Source organism: Streptomyces sp. NPDC050636, from assembly GCF_040654775.1.
In the GTDB taxonomy this organism is placed as follows: Bacteria; Actinomycetota; Actinomycetes; order Streptomycetales; family Streptomycetaceae; genus Streptomyces.
Window position 1 is genome coordinate 53,039 of record NZ_JBFAIP010000035.1, and the last position, 15,696, is coordinate 68,734.

Consider the following 15,696-nt stretch of genomic DNA (forward strand, 5'->3'; position numbering starts at 1 on the left):
ACCGCTCGATAGCAAGGTGCTGGAGGATCCGTGGACCTGTCCCTGTCGACCCGGACCGTTGGCGACCGTACGGTCGTCGAGGTCGGTGGCTAGATTGATGTATACACCGCGCCCAAGCTGCGGGAGCAGCTGGTCGAGCTTGTGAACGACGGAAGCTACCACCTCGTGGTGGACATGGAACGTGTCGACTTCCTCGACTCCACTGGGCTCGGCGTGCTGGTCGGCGGACTCAAGCGGGTGCGTGCCCATGAGGGCTCGCTGCGCCTGGTCTGCAACCAGGAGCGCATTCTCAAGATCTTCCGTATCACCGGTCTGACCAAGGTGTTCCCGATTCACACCTCGGTCGACGAAGCCGTCGCCGCGACTGACTGACGGTTTCATGGTGCCCGCGCTCCCGGCGTGGGGAGGAAGTAGTGGGGGGTCCCGGACGTAGCCGTCCGGCCCCCCGCGTTGCACGTCCGCAAATCGAGGGGGATGGCATGGCCACCGTCGAACTTCGCTTCAGCGCGCTTCCCGAGCACGTTCGGACCGCGCGTCTGGTCGCTGCTGCCGTGGCACGGCGCGCCGGGGTGGACGAGGCGGTGCTGGACGAGGTGCGTCTCGCCGTCGGTGAGGCCTGCAGCCGCGCGGTCGGGCTGCACGCCAGCAATGCCATCGCGGCCCCGGTGCGGGTGCTGCTGATCGAGGACGAGAAGAAGTTCTCGATCGAGGTGGGCGACGGAGTGCCCGGCGGTGCCGGCGCGGAAGGCACCGGCCTCGAAGCCGCGGAGAGCGGCGACGCCGAGGGTGAGGACGAGATGGGTCTCGCCGTCATCAGCGGTCTGGTCGACGATGTCGAGGTGACCGCCGGCGAGAACGGCGGAGTGATCCGGATGAGCTGGCCCACGGCCCCCGCTGCGGTCGTTCCGTAGCGCCTGCGGTGCGCCAGGGGGACGATGATGAGCCGGTCTTCGTCCGCAGCCACCAGCTGCTGTAGCGATGACGCGCTGAGTGATGCGGTCCACGACGGCCGCCGTCCTGAAGAGCTCCGATGATCCGCGCGCTGAGGAAGACGACTGCTGATCAGTGACGTCGTCGAGGACGCGGACGGGCCGCCGATGCCGCCAGACGCGCCGAGGCGTACGGAAGATCTCCCTCGGCGAGATCCGCGACGACAGCGGCGTCACCCACTACGACATCACGGCGAAAGGCGCCGACGCCGCCCCTGCATGACCATCACCCGGGTCCGCAGGGACCAGGACGCGTTCCGGCGATGGCGAAGGGGTCGTCCTCCTGCGGTACGAGCGGGCGGCAGCGTTGCGCGGGGCCACTGCTGACGGCCCGTAGCGTTCCCCTGTCGCCCCTTCCGCGTCAGCCCCATGCGTTGCGATCCGGACTCGATCTGATGGTTCATCAGCCGATTCTCCGGAGCGGGCACCGCGTGGCGAGGTGCCCGTTCGGCGGTTGCAGAAGGGCTCAGCGGCCCCTGTCGCCACGTCAATCCCTACCGGCTCAGGGCGCCGCGCGGCGTCATTGAGCAGCGGAGATCAGGGCGCGATCAGTACGACAGAGAGATCATCGGGCAGCGGTCAGCGAATTCGTTGCATTCCTTCGTCCGGGCGAATTCCGTGGCCGCCTTCCTTTTGATCTTCGCGGCTACCGGCGAATTCCCTTTGTTGCGCACTGTTTTGATCTAGAGCGGCTCCCTAGAATCCGTCCACATCTTGCTCAGGACGCCTGAGCGTGCTTCCGCGCGCCCATGTGCCAAACGTCAAGGAGGACGAATGGCGGGGCCTTACACCCCTCAGTTGCTTGACACCCCCTCTTTTCTGGCCGGACCGTCGCTGACAACCGGCAATCGCGGCCTGGTGCTGGTGATCGCCGTCGTTGCCTTGGCGGCACTGGCCGTCGCGGCTGTGCTGGTGCGCCAAGTACTGGCGGCCGGCGAGGGAACCGACAGCATGAAGAAGATCGCGGCCGCGGTGCAGGAAGGCGCGAATGCCTATCTGACACGGCAGTTGCGGACCCTCGGCGTATTCGCCGTCGTGGTGTTCTTCCTGCTCATGCTGCTGCCCGCGGACGATTGGACGCAGCGCGCGGGACGCAGCGCCTTCTTCTTGATCGGCGCCGGATTCTCGGCGGCCACGGGCTATATCGGCATGTGGCTCGCGGTGCGCGCCAATGTGCGCGTGGCGGCGGCCGCCAGGGAAGCAACTCCCGCCGAGGGCGATGCCAGGGAAAAGGATCTTACGGCCGTCTCGCACAAGGCCATGAAGATCGCTTTCCGTACCGGTGGCGTCGTCGGCATGTTCACCGTGGGGCTCGGGCTGCTCGGCGCCTCCTGCGTGGTGCTCGTGTACGCGGTCGACGCGCCCAAGGTGCTGGAGGGATTCGGTCTGGGCGCCGCGCTGATCGCGATGTTCATGAGGGTCGGCGGCGGCATCTTCACCAAGGCCGCGGACGTCGGCGCCGACCTCGTCGGCAAGGTCGAGCAGGGCATCCCCGAGGACGACCCGCGCAACGCCGCCACCATCGCGGACAACGTGGGCGACAACGTCGGCGACTGCGCCGGCATGGCGGCCGACCTCTTCGAGTCGTACGCCGTGACGCTGGTCGCCGCGCTCATCCTGGGCATGGCAGCCTTCGGCGACGCCGGACTCGCCTTCCCGCTGCTGGTCCCGGCGATCGGCGTGGTCACTGCGATGATCGGCATCTTCGTCGTCGCACCACGGCGCAGCGACCGCAGCGGTATGACGGCCATCAACCGCGGCTTCTTCATCTCCGCGGCGATCTCGCTGGTCCTGGTGGCCGTCGCGGTGTTCACCTACCTGCCGTCCAGCTACAAGGACCTGGCCGGCGTCACCGACCCGGAGATCCTCGGCCGGAGCGGCGACCCCCGGATGCTGGCGCTGGTGGCGGTCACCATCGGCATCGTGCTCGCCGCGCTGATCCAGCAGCTGACCGGCTACTTCACCGAGACCACCCGGCGGCCCGTACGGGACATCGGGAAGACCTCGCTGACCGGGCCGGCCACCGTGATCCTGTCCGGGATCTCGATCGGCCTGGAGTCGGCGGTCTACTCGGCGGTGCTGATCGGACTGGCCGTCTACGGGGCGTTCCTGCTGGGCGGCGCCTCCATCATGCTGGCGCTGTTCGCGGTGGCGCTGGCCGGTACCGGCCTGCTGACCACCGTCGGCGTGATCGTGGCGATGGACACCTTCGGGCCGGTCTCCGACAACGCGCAGGGCATCGCCGAGATGTCCGGCGACGTCACGGGCGACGGCGCGCAGGTCCTCACCGACCTGGACGCGGTCGGCAACACCACCAAGGCCATCACCAAGGGCATCGCCATCGCGACGGCGGTGCTGGCGGCGGCCGCGCTCTTCGGTTCGTACCGGGACGCGATCGCCACCGCCGTACGGGAGGTGGGTGACGCGGCGAGCGGGCTGGGGCTGAGCCTGGACATCTCGCAGCCCAACAACCTGGTCGGGCTGGTCCTCGGCGCCTCGGTCGTCTTCCTGTTCTCCGGGCTGGCGATCAACGCGGTGTCGCGGTCGGCCGGTGCGGTGGTCTTCGAGGTGCGCCGGCAGTTCCGCGAGCACCCCGGGATCATGGACTACACCGAGAAGCCGGAGTACGGCCGCGTCGTCGACATCTGCACCAAGGACGCGCTGCGCGAGCTGGCGACCCCGGGTCTGCTGGCGGTGCTCACCCCGATCGCGGTCGGCTTCACGTTCGGCGTAGGGGCGCTCGGCTCGTTCCTGGCGGGCGCGATCGGCACCGGCACGCTGATGGCGGTCTTCCTCGCCAACTCCGGTGGTGCGTGGGACAACGCCAAGAAGCTCGTCGAGGACGGGCATCACGGCGGCAAGGGCAGTGAGGCGCATGCCGCGACGGTCATCGGCGACACCGTCGGCGACCCGTTCAAGGACACCGCGGGCCCGGCGATCAACCCGTTGCTGAAGGTCATGAACCTGGTGGCCCTGCTGATCGCGCCCGCCGTGGTCAAGTTCTCCTACGGCGACGACAAGAACCTCGGTGTGCGGATCGCGGTCTCGGTGCTCGCGATCGGCGTCATCGTCGGTGCGGTGTACGTCTCCAAGAGGCGCGGTATCGCCGTGGGTGACGAAGACAACTCCGAAACCCGGGAGCACTCGGAAAACACCGCGAAGTCGGCGGAGACGGCGGTGGCGTCCTAGCCGGGACGGGTTCCGCGAAAGGCCCCCCGAGCAGGTCAACGGGCGGGTGTCCGGCGCTTTTTGTGCGTGCCGGGCGCCCGCCCTCGGTGTGCTCGGGTGGCCCTGCGCTCCTTGGTGCAAATGGCTGCAATGAGGGGCGGCCGGGATGCCCGACTCATGGACCAGGCCCTTTGGACGTGTATGTTCCGGGGCCGAGAGCCATGGAAGGGACCAATCCGGTGAACAAGAAGCTAGTGGCTGCACTGTCCGGCGGTGCGGCACTCCTGCTCGCGCTGACCGGCTGCAGCGACGACAACAAAGAACTCAACGACTGGGCGAAGAAGTTCTGCGACCCTGCGCAGTCTCAGTTCAAGCAGATCCAGGACGCCAACGCCGCCATGCAGACGGCAGATGACGGCAGTACGGACTCCAAGAAGGTCCAGCAGACCGACTCGGCTGCCTTCCAGAAGATTTCCAACGCCTACGCCTCGCTGGCCAAGTCCCTGGACACGGCGGGCGCACCGCCGAGCGAAGGCGGCGAGGCCGCCCAGAAGGAGGCGGTCAAGGAGCTCAACTCGCTCTCCAAGGGATACGCAGACCTCAAGAAGCAGGTCGAGGGGCTGGACACCAAGGACAAGCTGAAGTTCGCGGACGGCCTGCGGGATCTCTCCAACGGCATCAACAAGCTCAACAAGCAGAGCGAGGCGGCCTTCAAGAACCTGGAGTCCGGCGACGTCGGCAAGGCCATGGCCGCGCAGAAGGGCTGTCAGGCCCAGGGCGGGGCGGGGTCTCCGGCGCCGTCCCCCAAGAAGTCGTAGCGGAGGTCGTAGCGAGAACGCTCCGGAACCGCCGCGGGCGGATTCCGGCGCCCGGCACACGGCCCGGCGACGCGCCCGGGAAAGGGCGCGGCGCCGGGCCGTCGCCGATTGTCAGTGGTTGCCCCGACAATGGGGAGCGTGAGTACGCACCTCCCCACCGCAGATGCCCGGGACCCCGAGAGCAACGCCCGCACCGCCCGGCTGCGCGAAGCGCTGCTGGCCGCCGCCTTCACCGCCGACGGGCTGCTGGACCTGCTCGGCGCGCCTGCCTATGCCGCGCTGGCCCGCAGCGAGACCGTGCCCGCGCTGCGGGCGACGCGCGGCGACAGCCCCCTGGAGACCCTGGTGCGGCTGTTTCTGTTGCAGCGTCCCGTGGCGCTGCGGCGGGCCCAGGCCGCGCTGCCGGTGGCGGACTGCCTCACCGACGGCTGGCTGGTGCAGGAGGGCGACGACGTACGCGCCAGTGTGGACGTCCGGCCGTACGGCGGCCCCGAGGGCCAGGACTGGTGGATCGTCTCCGACCTGGGCTGTGCGGTCGGCGGCGCGGGCGGCATCCGGGGTGTCGGGGAAGCGGACCGTGCGCAGCTGGTGCTCGGTGTGGGCGGCGCGTCCACGACCCTTGCCGGGTTCACTGCCCGCCGGCCCGTCGGCAAGGCGCTCGATCTCGGTACCGGATCCGGCATCCAGGCGCTGCACGCCGCTCAGCACGCCACCCAGGTGACGGCCACCGACCTCAACCCCCGGGCGCTGCGGATCGCCGCGCTGACGCTGGCGCTCTCCGGGGCACGACCGGCGGATCTGCGGGAGGGCTCGCTGTTCGAGCCGGTCAGGGAGGAGACGTTCGACCTGATCGTGTCCAACCCGCCGTTCGTGATCTCGCCCCTCCGTCCCGAAGGGGCACGCCTGACCTATCGGGACGGCGGGATGGGCGGCGACGACCTGTGCCGGACGCTGGTCCAGCAGGCCGCCGCGCATCTCAACGACGGCGGCTACTGCCAGCTGCTGGCCAATTGGCAGCATGTGGAGGGCGAGGAGTGGACCGACCGGCTGCGCTCGTGGGTGCCGCGCGGCTGCGACGCCTGGATCGTGCAGCGCGAGGTGCAGGACGTCACGCAGTACGCCGAGCTGTGGCTGCGCGATGCCGGCGACCACCGCGCCGGCGATGAGGCGTACGCCGCGCGGTACGACGCCTGGCTCGACGAATTCGAGGCGCGCAAGACCAAGGCCGTCGGCTTCGGCTGGATCGCACTGCGCAAGTCCGGCTCCGACACCCCGTCCATCACGGTCGAGGAATGGCCCCACCCGGTCGAACAGCCGCTGGGGGACTGCGTCGTACGGCACTTCGACCGCCAGGACTATCTGCGGGCGACGGACGACGCGGCGCTGCTGGCCGGGCACTTCCGGCTGGCGGGCGAGGTGGTGCAGGAGCAGGTCGGGCTGCCCGGCGCGGAGGACCCGGAGCATGTGGTGCTGCGTCAGAACCGCGGGATGCGGCGGGCCACGAAGGTGGACACGGTCGGTGCGGGCTTTGCCGGGGTGTGCGACGGCTCGCTGCCGGCCGGGCGGATTCTGGACGCCATCGCCCAACTTGTCGGCGAGGACCCGGTCCGGCTGCGGGACCGTACGCCGGAATCGATCCGGATGTTGATCGAGCAGGGGTTCCTGGTGCCGGTGGCCCAGGGGAGCTGAGGCGGGGGAAAGCGGGGGAGAGGGAAAGCGGACGCCGTTCATCCGGTGTTCGCCCGGGAGCAGTCCAGGGGTGCCACGCTGCCCGTATGGAGAGTGGACCCGAAGCCTTTGCCGGCGCGGCCTTCGCCCTGTTCGGCGCCGGACTGCTGATGTGGACGGGTATCGCCGTACGGACCGGCGCGCCGGTCGCCGATGGTGTCAGCCGGCCGGTCGGAGCGGTGGCGGCGCTGCTGTTCGGGGTGGTGTTCCTGGCCGCGGGATGCTGGCTGCTGGTCTCGCTGTAGTGGTGCCGCGGACCGGTAGCCGTGCCGCGGACCGTACGGTTTCGGCCAGGTTCGCGTCCGCGTGTCGGCCCGCTTCCCAACTGCCATAAGGGGAAGCCGCATTCGCTTTTCGCCAGTTCTGCGACAGGTGGCCGGTGCGTCCCGGTTCGAAGGAACTTTCCCCTTGTGTCACCCGTGTTCCTCAGTGAAGGCCATGACGGCCGTCAACAGGCCCACAACAGGCTCATCAGTGAGGACCGATATGAACCGTGCACTCCGTTACGCCACCGTCGGTGTGGTCGCCGTAGCCCTGCTCGCCGGAGGTGGGGCGGCCGCCTTCGCCGCGCCTACGCACCTGCATTCGCCGACCCCCGTCGTGGCCACCGCGCCGGCGGCGGCGTCGCTCACCGCCAAGGCCAGCGCGACCACGGTGAACGCCTGGCAGGAGTTCCGGATAGCCGGCGTAGCCAAGGGCATCAAGGCGGGCAGCAAGGTCAACGTCCAGCAGAAGCAGGGCGCCAAGTGGGTCTCCCTGCCCGCGTCGGCTCCGGTCAACACCAGCGGTGCGTACGGGGTGCGCGTGAAGCTCGGCATCAAGGGCGTCAACGAGCTCCGCGTCGCCGCGGACAGGACGGTCTCGCCGGTGGTCACCGTCACCGTCCGCTGACCCCGCGGCCCTGCCCCCCCCGTCAGCCGACGAGATTGCGGCCGATCATCCACACCGCGGCGATGCCGAGTGCCACGGCATTGCCGCGGGCGGTCAGCCGCGGCCGGAAATAGCGCCCCTTCAGCCCCGCGGTCAGCCAGCGCGCCACGACGTAGACCACGGCCGGCACGCCCAGTGCCAGCAGCACCATGTTGTCGTGGAACGCCGCCACGACATCGGCGTGCAGCAGGTCGTACGCCATCCGGGTGCCGCCGCACAGCGGGCACAGCACTCCGGTCGCCCATTTCAAGGGGCACGGGAGCAGGACCTGCCCGGGCTGGTGCGGGTTGGTGTGCCAGAGGTAGACGGCGCCCGCCGCGCCGGCGCCGAGCGCGGCGGTCGCCCGCAGGACGGTGCGCTTCCGGATCGACGCGGCGGTGGGCCCTATGGGCTCTACGGTATTCATGGCCTCGGAATTCACGGCCTCGGACGGGTTCATCGGATCGGACGGGTTCACACGCTCAGCGACCTGGCGTAGTTGACCTGGTTGAGCACGAACATGACCTGCTCGGGAGACTGCACCGGGATCATCGTGGCGTGGTGCCGGCCGCCGCTGTTCACCGTGACCTGCACGAATCCGGTCGTCTTGCGCTCCTTCATCAAGAGGAAGAGCAGCCCGAGCAGACAGGCGAAGAAGAAGATGATGGCGAGCACGATCGCGTATGGAGGGGTCGACACCTCCGTCCGCGACATGTCCGTCGCCGTCCACGCCGCGCCCTTGAGCGGCATCGGACCGCCCGGAGTCATGATCGTGTCGCCGGACACCGAGATATCGCCGAGCGACAGCAGCTGCATCCCGCCGCCGGCCGGCGCGGGCGGCGGCCCCTGGGGAGCGGGGACGGGCGGCGGAGTGGTCGGCGGCATGCCGGGGGTGGCCTGCGGATAGCCGTACCCGGGGTCACCGGGCTGCCCGCCCTGCGGATAGCCGTAACCGGGCTCCACCGGCTGACCACCCTGCGGCTTGGTGTACGGATTCTGGCCGGGCTCTTCCTGCGGCGGTCCGGGGTACTGGTTCGCCATGGTGATCTGACCCCCCGAGTGCGTGGTGACGGCAGTTTCCGGCTCGAAGCGGTGAGCCGTGCCGCGTCCATCCTGCCAGCCGCCTTCCGTGCTCACATCAAGAAAGCGATGCAAGGAGCGATGCAAGGAGCGATGCAAGAAGGGGTGCAAGAAAGCGGCGCAAGAAGCGGCGCGGGAACAAGCCTCAGGAGGCCGCGCCGTCAGCCGTGGCGACCGTCACTGTGAGAGATCGCCGACGCGGCCGGGCCAACGGAGCGCGCGGGCCCGCTGGACGGGAAAGCGGCCGGAAAGCAGGGGCGGCGGCGGGGCCGCTGAAGATCGTCAGGGGGCCGTAGCGGGCGTCGAGTGCGGTGCGGGGCGGCATGAAGGCATGTAGTCGGGTTACCGTTCGAGTGGCGTTGCGGGGTTTTTCCGTTTGACACGGGGGCGGGATGTACCGTCACACTCCGCAGCGTCAAGCGTCACCGCAGAACGCCCCGAGCGTCCGGCCCGGGAGCATCACAAGCGTCGACCGGAGAGAAGAGCGAAGTTGTCCCCGACCAGCGAAGCCACAGAGGGCGGCGGCCGCCGACTCGTCATCGTCGAGTCGCCTGCCAAGGCGAAGACGATCAAGGGCTATCTCGGCCCTGGCTATGTGGTCGAGGCCAGCGTCGGGCACATCCGCGACCTTCCCAATGGCGCGGCAGAGGTCCCGGCGAAGTACAAGGGCGAGCCCTGGGCCCGTCTCGGCGTGAACGTCGACGCCGACTTCCAGCCGATCTATGTGGTCAACAGCGACAAGAAGGACCAGGTCAAGAAGCTCAAGGAGCTGCTGGCCGAGTCCGACGAACTCTTCCTCGCCACCGATGAGGACCGCGAGGGCGAGGCCATCGCCTGGCACCTCCAGGAGATCCTCAAGCCCAAGGTCCCGGTCCACCGGATGGTCTTCCACGAGATCACCAAGGACGCGATCCGCGAGGCCGTCGCCAACCCGCGCGACCTGAACCAGAAGCTGGTCGACGCCCAGGAGACCCGCCGCATCCTCGACCGCCTCTATGGCTACGAGGTCTCGCCGGTGCTGTGGAAGAAGGTCATGCCGCGGCTGTCGGCCGGCCGGGTGCAGTCCGTCGCGACCCGTCTCGTCGTCGAGCGGGAGCGCGAGCGCATCGCCTTCCGCTCCGCCGAGTACTGGGACCTGACCGGCACGTTCTCCACGGGACGCGCCGGCGACGCCAGCGACCCGTCGACCCTTGCCGCCCGCCTGACCACCGTCGACGGCCGCCGGGTCGCGCAGGGCCGCGACTTCGGCCCCAACGGGCAGCTGAAGAACTCCGACGTCCTGCACCTGGACGAGGCCAACGCCCGCGCGCTGGCCGCCGCCCTGGAGAGCACCGACTTCGCGGTACGGTCCGTCGAGTCCAAGCCGTACCGCCGCTCCCCGTACGCCCCGTTCCGTACGACCACCCTCCAGCAGGAGGCCAGCCGCAAGCTCGGCTTCGGTGCCAAGGCCACCATGCAGGTGGCACAGAAGCTGTACGAGAACGGCTTCATCACCTATATGCGTACGGACTCCACCACGCTCTCGGACACCGCGGTCGCCGCGGCCCGGCGGCAGGTGACCCAGCTCTACGGCGCCAGCTATCTGCCGGACAAGCCGCGTACGTACGCCGGCAAGGTCAAGAACGCCCAGGAGGCGCACGAGGCGATCCGTCCCTCCGGCGACCGCTTCCGCACCCCGGCGGAGACCGGACTGACCGGCGACCAGTTCAGGCTCTACGAGCTGATCTGGAAGCGGACCGTCGCTTCCCAGATGAAGGACGCGACGGGTAACTCCGTCACGGTCAAGATCGGTGGCCGGGCCGCCGACGGGCGGGACGCCGAGTTCAGCGCGTCCGGCAAGACGATCACCTTCCACGGCTTCATGAAGGCCTATGTGGAGGGCGCGGACGACCCGAACGCCGAGCTGGACGACCGCGAGCGGCGGCTGCCGCAGGTCGCCGAGGGCGATGCGCTGTCCGCGCAGGAGATCACCGCCGACGGGCACGCCACCAAGCCGCCCGCCCGTTACACCGAGGCCACGCTGGTCAAGGAGCTGGAAGAGCGCGAGATCGGCCGTCCGTCGACGTATGCGTCGATCATCGGCACGATCCTCGACCGCGGCTATGTCTTCAAGAAGGGCACCGCGCTCGTCCCGTCGTTCCTCTCCTTCGCCGTGGTCAACCTGCTGGAGAAGCACTTCGGCCGGCTGGTGGACTACAGCTTCACCGCCAAGATGGAGGACGACCTCGACCGCATCGCGCGCGGTGAGGCGCAGTCCGTGCCGTGGCTGCGGCGCTTCTATTACGGCGAGGGCCATGGCGAGGGCGGCGCGGCGGAGGCCGGCAACGGCGACGGCGACCACCTCGGCGGGCTGAAGGAGCTGGTCGAGGACCTGGGCGCGATCGACGCCCGAGAGATCTCGTCCTTCCCCGTCGGCGACGACATCACGCTCCGGGTCGGCCGCTACGGCCCGTACGTCGAGCGCGGGGAGAAGGACGCCGAGGGCCATCAGCGTGCCGATGTCGCCGACGATCTCGCGCCCGACGAGCTGACCGTGGAGTACGCCGAGGAGCTGCTGGCCAAGCCGAGTGGCGACTTCGAGCTGGGCATGGACCCGGTGAGCGGCAACCAGATCGTGGCGAAGGACGGCCGCTACGGCCCGTACGTCACCGAGATCCTGCCCGAGGGCACCCCGAAGACCGGCAAGAACGCGGTCAAGCCGCGCACCGCCTCGCTCTTCAAGTCGATGTCCCTGGACACGGTGACCCTTGAGGACGCGCTGAAGCTGATGTCGCTGCCGCGGGTCGTCGGCAAGGACGCCGAGGGCGTGGAGATCACCGCGCAGAACGGCCGCTACGGCCCGTACCTCAAGAAGGGCACCGACTCGCGCTCCCTGGAGAACGAGGAGCAGCTCTTCAGCATCACCCTCGACGAGGCGCTGGCGATCTACGCGCAGCCCAAGCAGCGCGGCCGGGCCGCCGCCAAGCCGCCGCTCAAGGAGCTGGGCACCGACCCGGTGAGCGGCAAGCCGGTGGTGGTGAAGGACGGCCGGTTCGGCGCGTACGTCACCGATGGCGAGACCAACGCGACGCTGCGGCGGGACGACGACGTCGAGACGATCACCGCCGAGCGCGGCTATGAGCTGCTGGCGGAGAAGCGCGCCAAGGGGCCGGCGAAGAAGACCGCCAAGAAGGCGGCCAAGAAGGCGCCGGCGAAGAAGACGGCGGCGAAGAAGACGGCCGCCACGACGACGGCCGCTAAGAAGACCGCGGCGAAGAAGACCACCGCGGCCAAGAAGACGACGGCCAAGAAGACCACTGCCAAGAAGGCGGCGGCGAAGAAGACGGCGGCGTCGGCGGAGGACTGAGCGGACTGAGCGGACCGAGCGGACGCTGTTAGTCGGGCGAAGACGAGTCACTGCTGACAGCGGCCGCTCACAGCGGTCGCTCACATCGGCCGCTGACAACCGCCGCTGACCCCGGTCGGCGGCGGGCGGTAAGCGGGACAAGGGCGGGCAAGGCGGACTGCGGTCCGTCGGGCCCGCCTGTTTGTTCGGCCGGGCGTCCGATAGCGAACGGCCTCCCGATAGGCTGGCGGGATGACGCGTGCCGAGCAGCCAACGGTCGTGACCCCCACTTCAGGCGCCCTTGCCGCGGATTCCCGCGAGCGCGCTGTGCGGGCCCTGCTGCGCTTCCCCCCGTTGAAGCGACTGTGGAGCGCCCAATTCGTCGGGGCCATCGGCGATGCCCTGTCCATGCTTGTCCTGGTACTCCTCGCCCTCCAGGCGGCGCTGTACGTACCGGCGGGCGGCGAGGCCGCCTTCGGCGGCGGCTATCGGGGCGCGGCCCTCGCGGTCGCCGTGGTCTTCGCGGCCCGGCTGCTGGCGACGCTGCTCTTCGGCGCCGTCCTGCTGGGCCCGCTGTCCGCGCTGACCGCGCCCTCCGGGCCGCTGGACCGACGCTGGACGATGATCGGCGCGGACGGGGTGCGGCTGGCGCTGCTGGTCATCGCCCCCCTCTGGATCGACTGGACGCCGGCCGACGCGCTGGCCTGGCTGCTGGTCACGGTCTTCGTCGTCGGCGTCGCCGAGCGCTTCTGGACCGTCGCACGGGAGAGCGCGGCGCCCGCCCTGCTGCCCGCGCCGCCCCCTGAGGGCGCAGCCGTACGGCCGCTGCCGGACAACATGGACGCGCTGCGGCGCCTCTCCCTGCGCACCACTTTCGTCTCGCTGCCGATCGCGGCCGCCGCCCTGGTGCTCATCACGCTCGTCGGCAAGCTGCTGGGCGCCGGCATCGACTGGTTCCAAGCGCACCAGGCCGCGCTCGGCTCGTACGTCTCCGCCGGCCTGTTCGCCGCCTCCGTATCGATCCTCTACTTCATCGAGCTTCCCGGTGCGCAGATGCCGCGGCCGCGCTCCCCTCTGGAGGGCCTGCGCCGGCCGAAGTCCGCGAACGGCGTCGACAAGGGGCGTACGGGCGCGATCCCGCTGCTGGTGCTCGCCTGCGCGGCGACCGCCGCCGCGATCTCCGCAGCCGTCTCGCTCGCCGTCCTGCACGCCCCCGACCTCTCCGGCGGACCGGCCACCTTCGCGCTCCTGGTGCTCGCGCTGACCGGCGGCACGGTCGCCGGCATCCGCGGCGCCCGCAAGGTGCTGCCCGCGCTCTCCCGGCGCCGGCTGCTGGCCCTGGCGGTCGCCGTCACCGGCCTCACGCTGCTGGCCATGGGCCTGGTGCCGGACCCGACGACGGTGCTGCTGCTGGCGCTGCTCGCGGGCGTCAGCGCCGGTGTCGCGGCCAATACCGGCCATGTGCTGCTGGAGCAGGAGACCGAGGAATTCCGTACCGCCCGTACGACCGAGCATCTGCACGCCGTCGTACGGATCGTGGTCGGGCTGGCCGCCCTCGTCGCGCCGGTGCTGGCCGCGGTCATCGGCCCGCACCGCGTCGGCAACGACACCTTCGAGTTCGCGCACGGCGGCGCCGCCTTCACCCTGATGCTGGTCGGCGCGCTGCTGCTGCCGGTCGCCGCATGGGTGCTGGGCAAGGTCGACGACCGGCAGGGCGTCACGCTGCGGCACGATCTGCGCGAGGCGCTGCGCGGCGGCGACCCGGACCAGGCGCCCGCCGCCACCGGCTTCTTCATCGCCCTGGAGGGCGGCGACGGCGCCGGGAAGTCCACCCAGGTCGAGGCGCTCGCGGAGTGGATCCGCAGCAAGGGGCACGAGGTCGTGGTGACCCGTGAGCCGGGCGCCACCAGCATCGGCAAGCGGCTGCGCTCGATCATCCTGGACGTCTCGACGTCCGGGCTCTCGGACCGGGCGGAGGCGCTGATGTTCGCCGCCGACCGCGCCGAGCACGTCGGCAGTGTCATCCGGCCCGCCCTGGAGCGCGGCGCGATCGTGATCACCGACCGCTACATCGACTCCTCCGTCGCCTACCAGGGCGCCGGACGCAACCTCGCGCCCACGGAGATCGCCCGGATCTCGCGCTGGGCCACCGACGGACTCGTCCCACATCTGACGGTGCTGCTGGACGTCTCGCCGGAGACCGCGCGGGAACGCTTCACCGAGGCACCCGACCGGATGGAGTCCGAGCCCGCCGAATTCCACGAGCGGGTACGGGCCGGCTTCCTGGCCCTGGCCGCCGCCGACCCGGCGCGCTATCTGGTCGTGGACGCCGGGCAGGAGCCGGAGGCCGTCACCACGGTCGTACGGCACCGCCTCGACCAGGTCCTGCCGCTGTCCGAGTCCGAGGTCAAGGCGCAGGCCGAGGCCCGTAAGGCGGCGGAGGAAGAGGCCCGCCGCCGGGCCGAGGAAGAGGCGGCGCGCAAGGCGGAGGAAGAGCGGCAGGAGCGCGAGCGGCAGGCGCAGCTGGCCAAGCTGCGTGCCGAGGAAGAGGAGCGCAAGCGCCGCGAGATCGAGGAGGCCAAGGCCCAGGAGGCCGCCCGCCAGGCGGAGGAGGCCCGGCAGCGCGCCGAGGAGGCCCGCCAGGAGGCGGAGGCGGAGCGTCAGCGCCGCGAGGCCGAGGAGCGGGCCCGCCAGGCCGAACAGGAGCGGCTGCGCAAGCAGGCCGAAGAGGAGGCGCGGTTGCGCGCCGAGGCCGAGGAACGCCGCCTGGAGAAGCAGCGCAAGGCCGAGGCGGCGCTGCTCCGCGCCGAACAGGCCCGGGTGGCGGCGGCCGAAGCAGCGGCCGCGGCGGAGGCCAAGGCGGCCGCTGAGGCGGCTGCGGCTGCTGAGGCGGCCGATGCGCCGACGAAGGAGACGCCGGTCGCGGATCTGCGGAAGCGGGCGGGGGAGGAGGGACCGTCGCCTTCTGGTCCTTCTGGTCCTTCTGGTGCCTCTGATCCCTCTGGCTCTTCCGCCTCCGCGGGCGGTTCCGGTTCCGGGGCCTCCCGTTCGGACGGTGAGCTGACGGCGTCGCTGCCGCGGCCGGGGGCGCAGGGTGCGCCGGGTGCCGCGGACGAGACGGCGGTGCTGCCCGTACGGGACGCCCGCTTCGCCGGCCCGGACGCGGACGAGACCACCGTCCTGCCTCCGGTACGGGACGGTGGCCACCCCGCCGACCGGGTGCCGCCGTGGATGTTCCGTGCGGATGACCCGAACGGCCCGAGCGGCCCGGACAACCCGAACGACGCAGCGGCGCGGCAGCAGTCCGGCGCCGCCGAGTCGGGCGCCGAGCGGACCCGCGAACTCCCGCAGATCGACCCGGAGACGGGCCGCCCCGTGGAGACGCCGCAGCGCAGCCGCCCCCGCCCGGAATGGGCGGAGGAGACCCCGCTGGACGATCTGCCGACGCTCGCCGACGAGCTCCTGGGCCCGCGTTCGGACGAGGACACGGACAACGGGGCGGACGGCGAGGACGGCCGCCGGAGAGACCGGGGGCGGCGCGGCTAGGGCCGTTGGGCGTCTCTTCAGCGCCGCGCAGCCGTTCAACCAGGCGCTGATGGCGGTGCTGCCGGTGCGGCACAACGCGCTGCGTCTGCTGGCGTTGTCCGGCAAGACGTTCATCCTGGATGAGGCGCACGCG

10 protein-coding genes and 1 pseudogene are annotated in these 15,696 nt (G+C 70.5%); 9 read left to right on the forward strand and 2 right to left on the reverse strand.

What is annotated here, in order from left to right; all coding sequences use genetic code 11:
• Positions 1-30: 30 nt before the first annotated feature.
• The 7 genes and pseudogenes from bldG to AB0I10_RS23915 all read left to right on the forward strand — a co-directional run bounded on the left by bldG (position 31) and on the right by AB0I10_RS23915 (position 7,594).
• Positions 31-372: pseudogene (gene bldG / locus AB0I10_RS23885) on the forward strand (anti-sigma factor antagonist BldG).
• A gap of 107 nt (positions 373-479) precedes the next feature.
• Complete coding sequence (locus AB0I10_RS23890; RefSeq protein ID WP_363154603.1) at positions 480-911, forward strand: ATP-binding protein; 432 nt, start codon at positions 480-482, stop codon at positions 909-911.
• Positions 912-1,763: 852 nt separating this feature from the next.
• Complete coding sequence (locus AB0I10_RS23895) at positions 1,764-4,178, forward strand: sodium-translocating pyrophosphatase (RefSeq protein WP_363154605.1); 2,415 nt, start codon at positions 1,764-1,766, stop codon at positions 4,176-4,178.
• A gap of 218 nt (positions 4,179-4,396) precedes the next feature.
• Positions 4,397-4,975 (forward strand): small secreted protein, encoded by a 579-nt coding sequence (locus tag AB0I10_RS23900; protein WP_363154606.1) that lies wholly within the window; start codon positions 4,397-4,399, stop codon positions 4,973-4,975.
• Between the two features lie 138 nt (positions 4,976-5,113).
• A complete protein-coding gene (locus tag AB0I10_RS23905; protein ID WP_363154608.1) occupies positions 5,114-6,664 on the forward strand; it encodes a methyltransferase in 1,551 nt (516 codons plus the stop codon).
• An 86-nt stretch (positions 6,665-6,750) separates the two neighbouring features.
• Positions 6,751-6,948 carry a hypothetical protein gene (locus AB0I10_RS23910; RefSeq protein WP_363154610.1) on the forward strand — a complete coding sequence of 66 codons (198 nt, stop codon included), beginning with the start codon at positions 6,751-6,753 and terminating at the stop codon, positions 6,946-6,948.
• Positions 6,949-7,189: 241 nt separating this feature from the next.
• A complete protein-coding gene (locus tag AB0I10_RS23915) occupies positions 7,190-7,594 on the forward strand; it encodes a hypothetical protein (protein WP_363154611.1) in 405 nt (134 codons plus the stop codon).
• 22 nt (positions 7,595-7,616) lie between these two features.
• Here AB0I10_RS23915 and AB0I10_RS23920 read toward each other — a convergent pair whose 3' ends face one another.
• Positions 7,617-8,039 (reverse strand): DUF2752 domain-containing protein, encoded by a 423-nt coding sequence (locus tag AB0I10_RS23920; RefSeq protein ID WP_363154612.1) that lies wholly within the window; start codon positions 8,037-8,039, stop codon positions 7,617-7,619.
• Between the two features lie 47 nt (positions 8,040-8,086).
• Positions 8,087-8,653: a hypothetical protein gene (locus AB0I10_RS23925; RefSeq protein ID WP_363154614.1), complete on the reverse strand. Its 567-nt coding sequence runs from the start codon at positions 8,651-8,653 to the stop codon at positions 8,087-8,089.
• Positions 8,654-9,182: 529 nt separating this feature from the next.
• Between AB0I10_RS23925 and topA the strand changes: the two genes are divergently transcribed.
• Both topA and tmk read left to right on the forward strand, forming a co-directional pair.
• A complete protein-coding gene (gene topA / locus AB0I10_RS23930; RefSeq protein ID WP_363154615.1) occupies positions 9,183-12,038 on the forward strand; it encodes a type I DNA topoisomerase in 2,856 nt (951 codons plus the stop codon).
• A gap of 231 nt (positions 12,039-12,269) precedes the next feature.
• Positions 12,270-15,563 (forward strand): dTMP kinase, encoded by a 3,294-nt coding sequence (tmk, locus tag AB0I10_RS23935; RefSeq protein ID WP_363154616.1) that lies wholly within the window; start codon positions 12,270-12,272, stop codon positions 15,561-15,563.
• Positions 15,564-15,696: the final 133 nt, after the last annotated feature.

Excerpts from the sequence above, each read along its gene's own strand:
- AB0I10_RS23890 (WP_363154603.1), top strand. The coding sequence starts at position 480 with ATGGCCACCGTCGAACTTCGCTTCAGCGCGCTTCCCGAGCACGTTCGG.
- AB0I10_RS23895 (WP_363154605.1), top strand. The coding sequence starts at position 1,764 with ATGGCGGGGCCTTACACCCCTCAGTTGCTTGACACCCCCTCTTTTCTG.
- AB0I10_RS23910 (WP_363154610.1), top strand. The coding sequence starts at position 6,751 with ATGGAGAGTGGACCCGAAGCCTTTGCCGGCGCGGCCTTCGCCCTGTTC.
- AB0I10_RS23915 (WP_363154611.1), top strand. The coding sequence starts at position 7,190 with ATGAACCGTGCACTCCGTTACGCCACCGTCGGTGTGGTCGCCGTAGCC.
- AB0I10_RS23920 (WP_363154612.1), bottom strand. The coding sequence starts at position 8,039 with ATGAATACCGTAGAGCCCATAGGGCCCACCGCCGCGTCGATCCGGAAG.
- AB0I10_RS23925 (WP_363154614.1), bottom strand. The coding sequence starts at position 8,653 with ATGGCGAACCAGTACCCCGGACCGCCGCAGGAAGAGCCCGGCCAGAAT.
- tmk (WP_363154616.1), top strand. The coding sequence starts at position 12,270 with ATGACGCGTGCCGAGCAGCCAACGGTCGTGACCCCCACTTCAGGCGCC.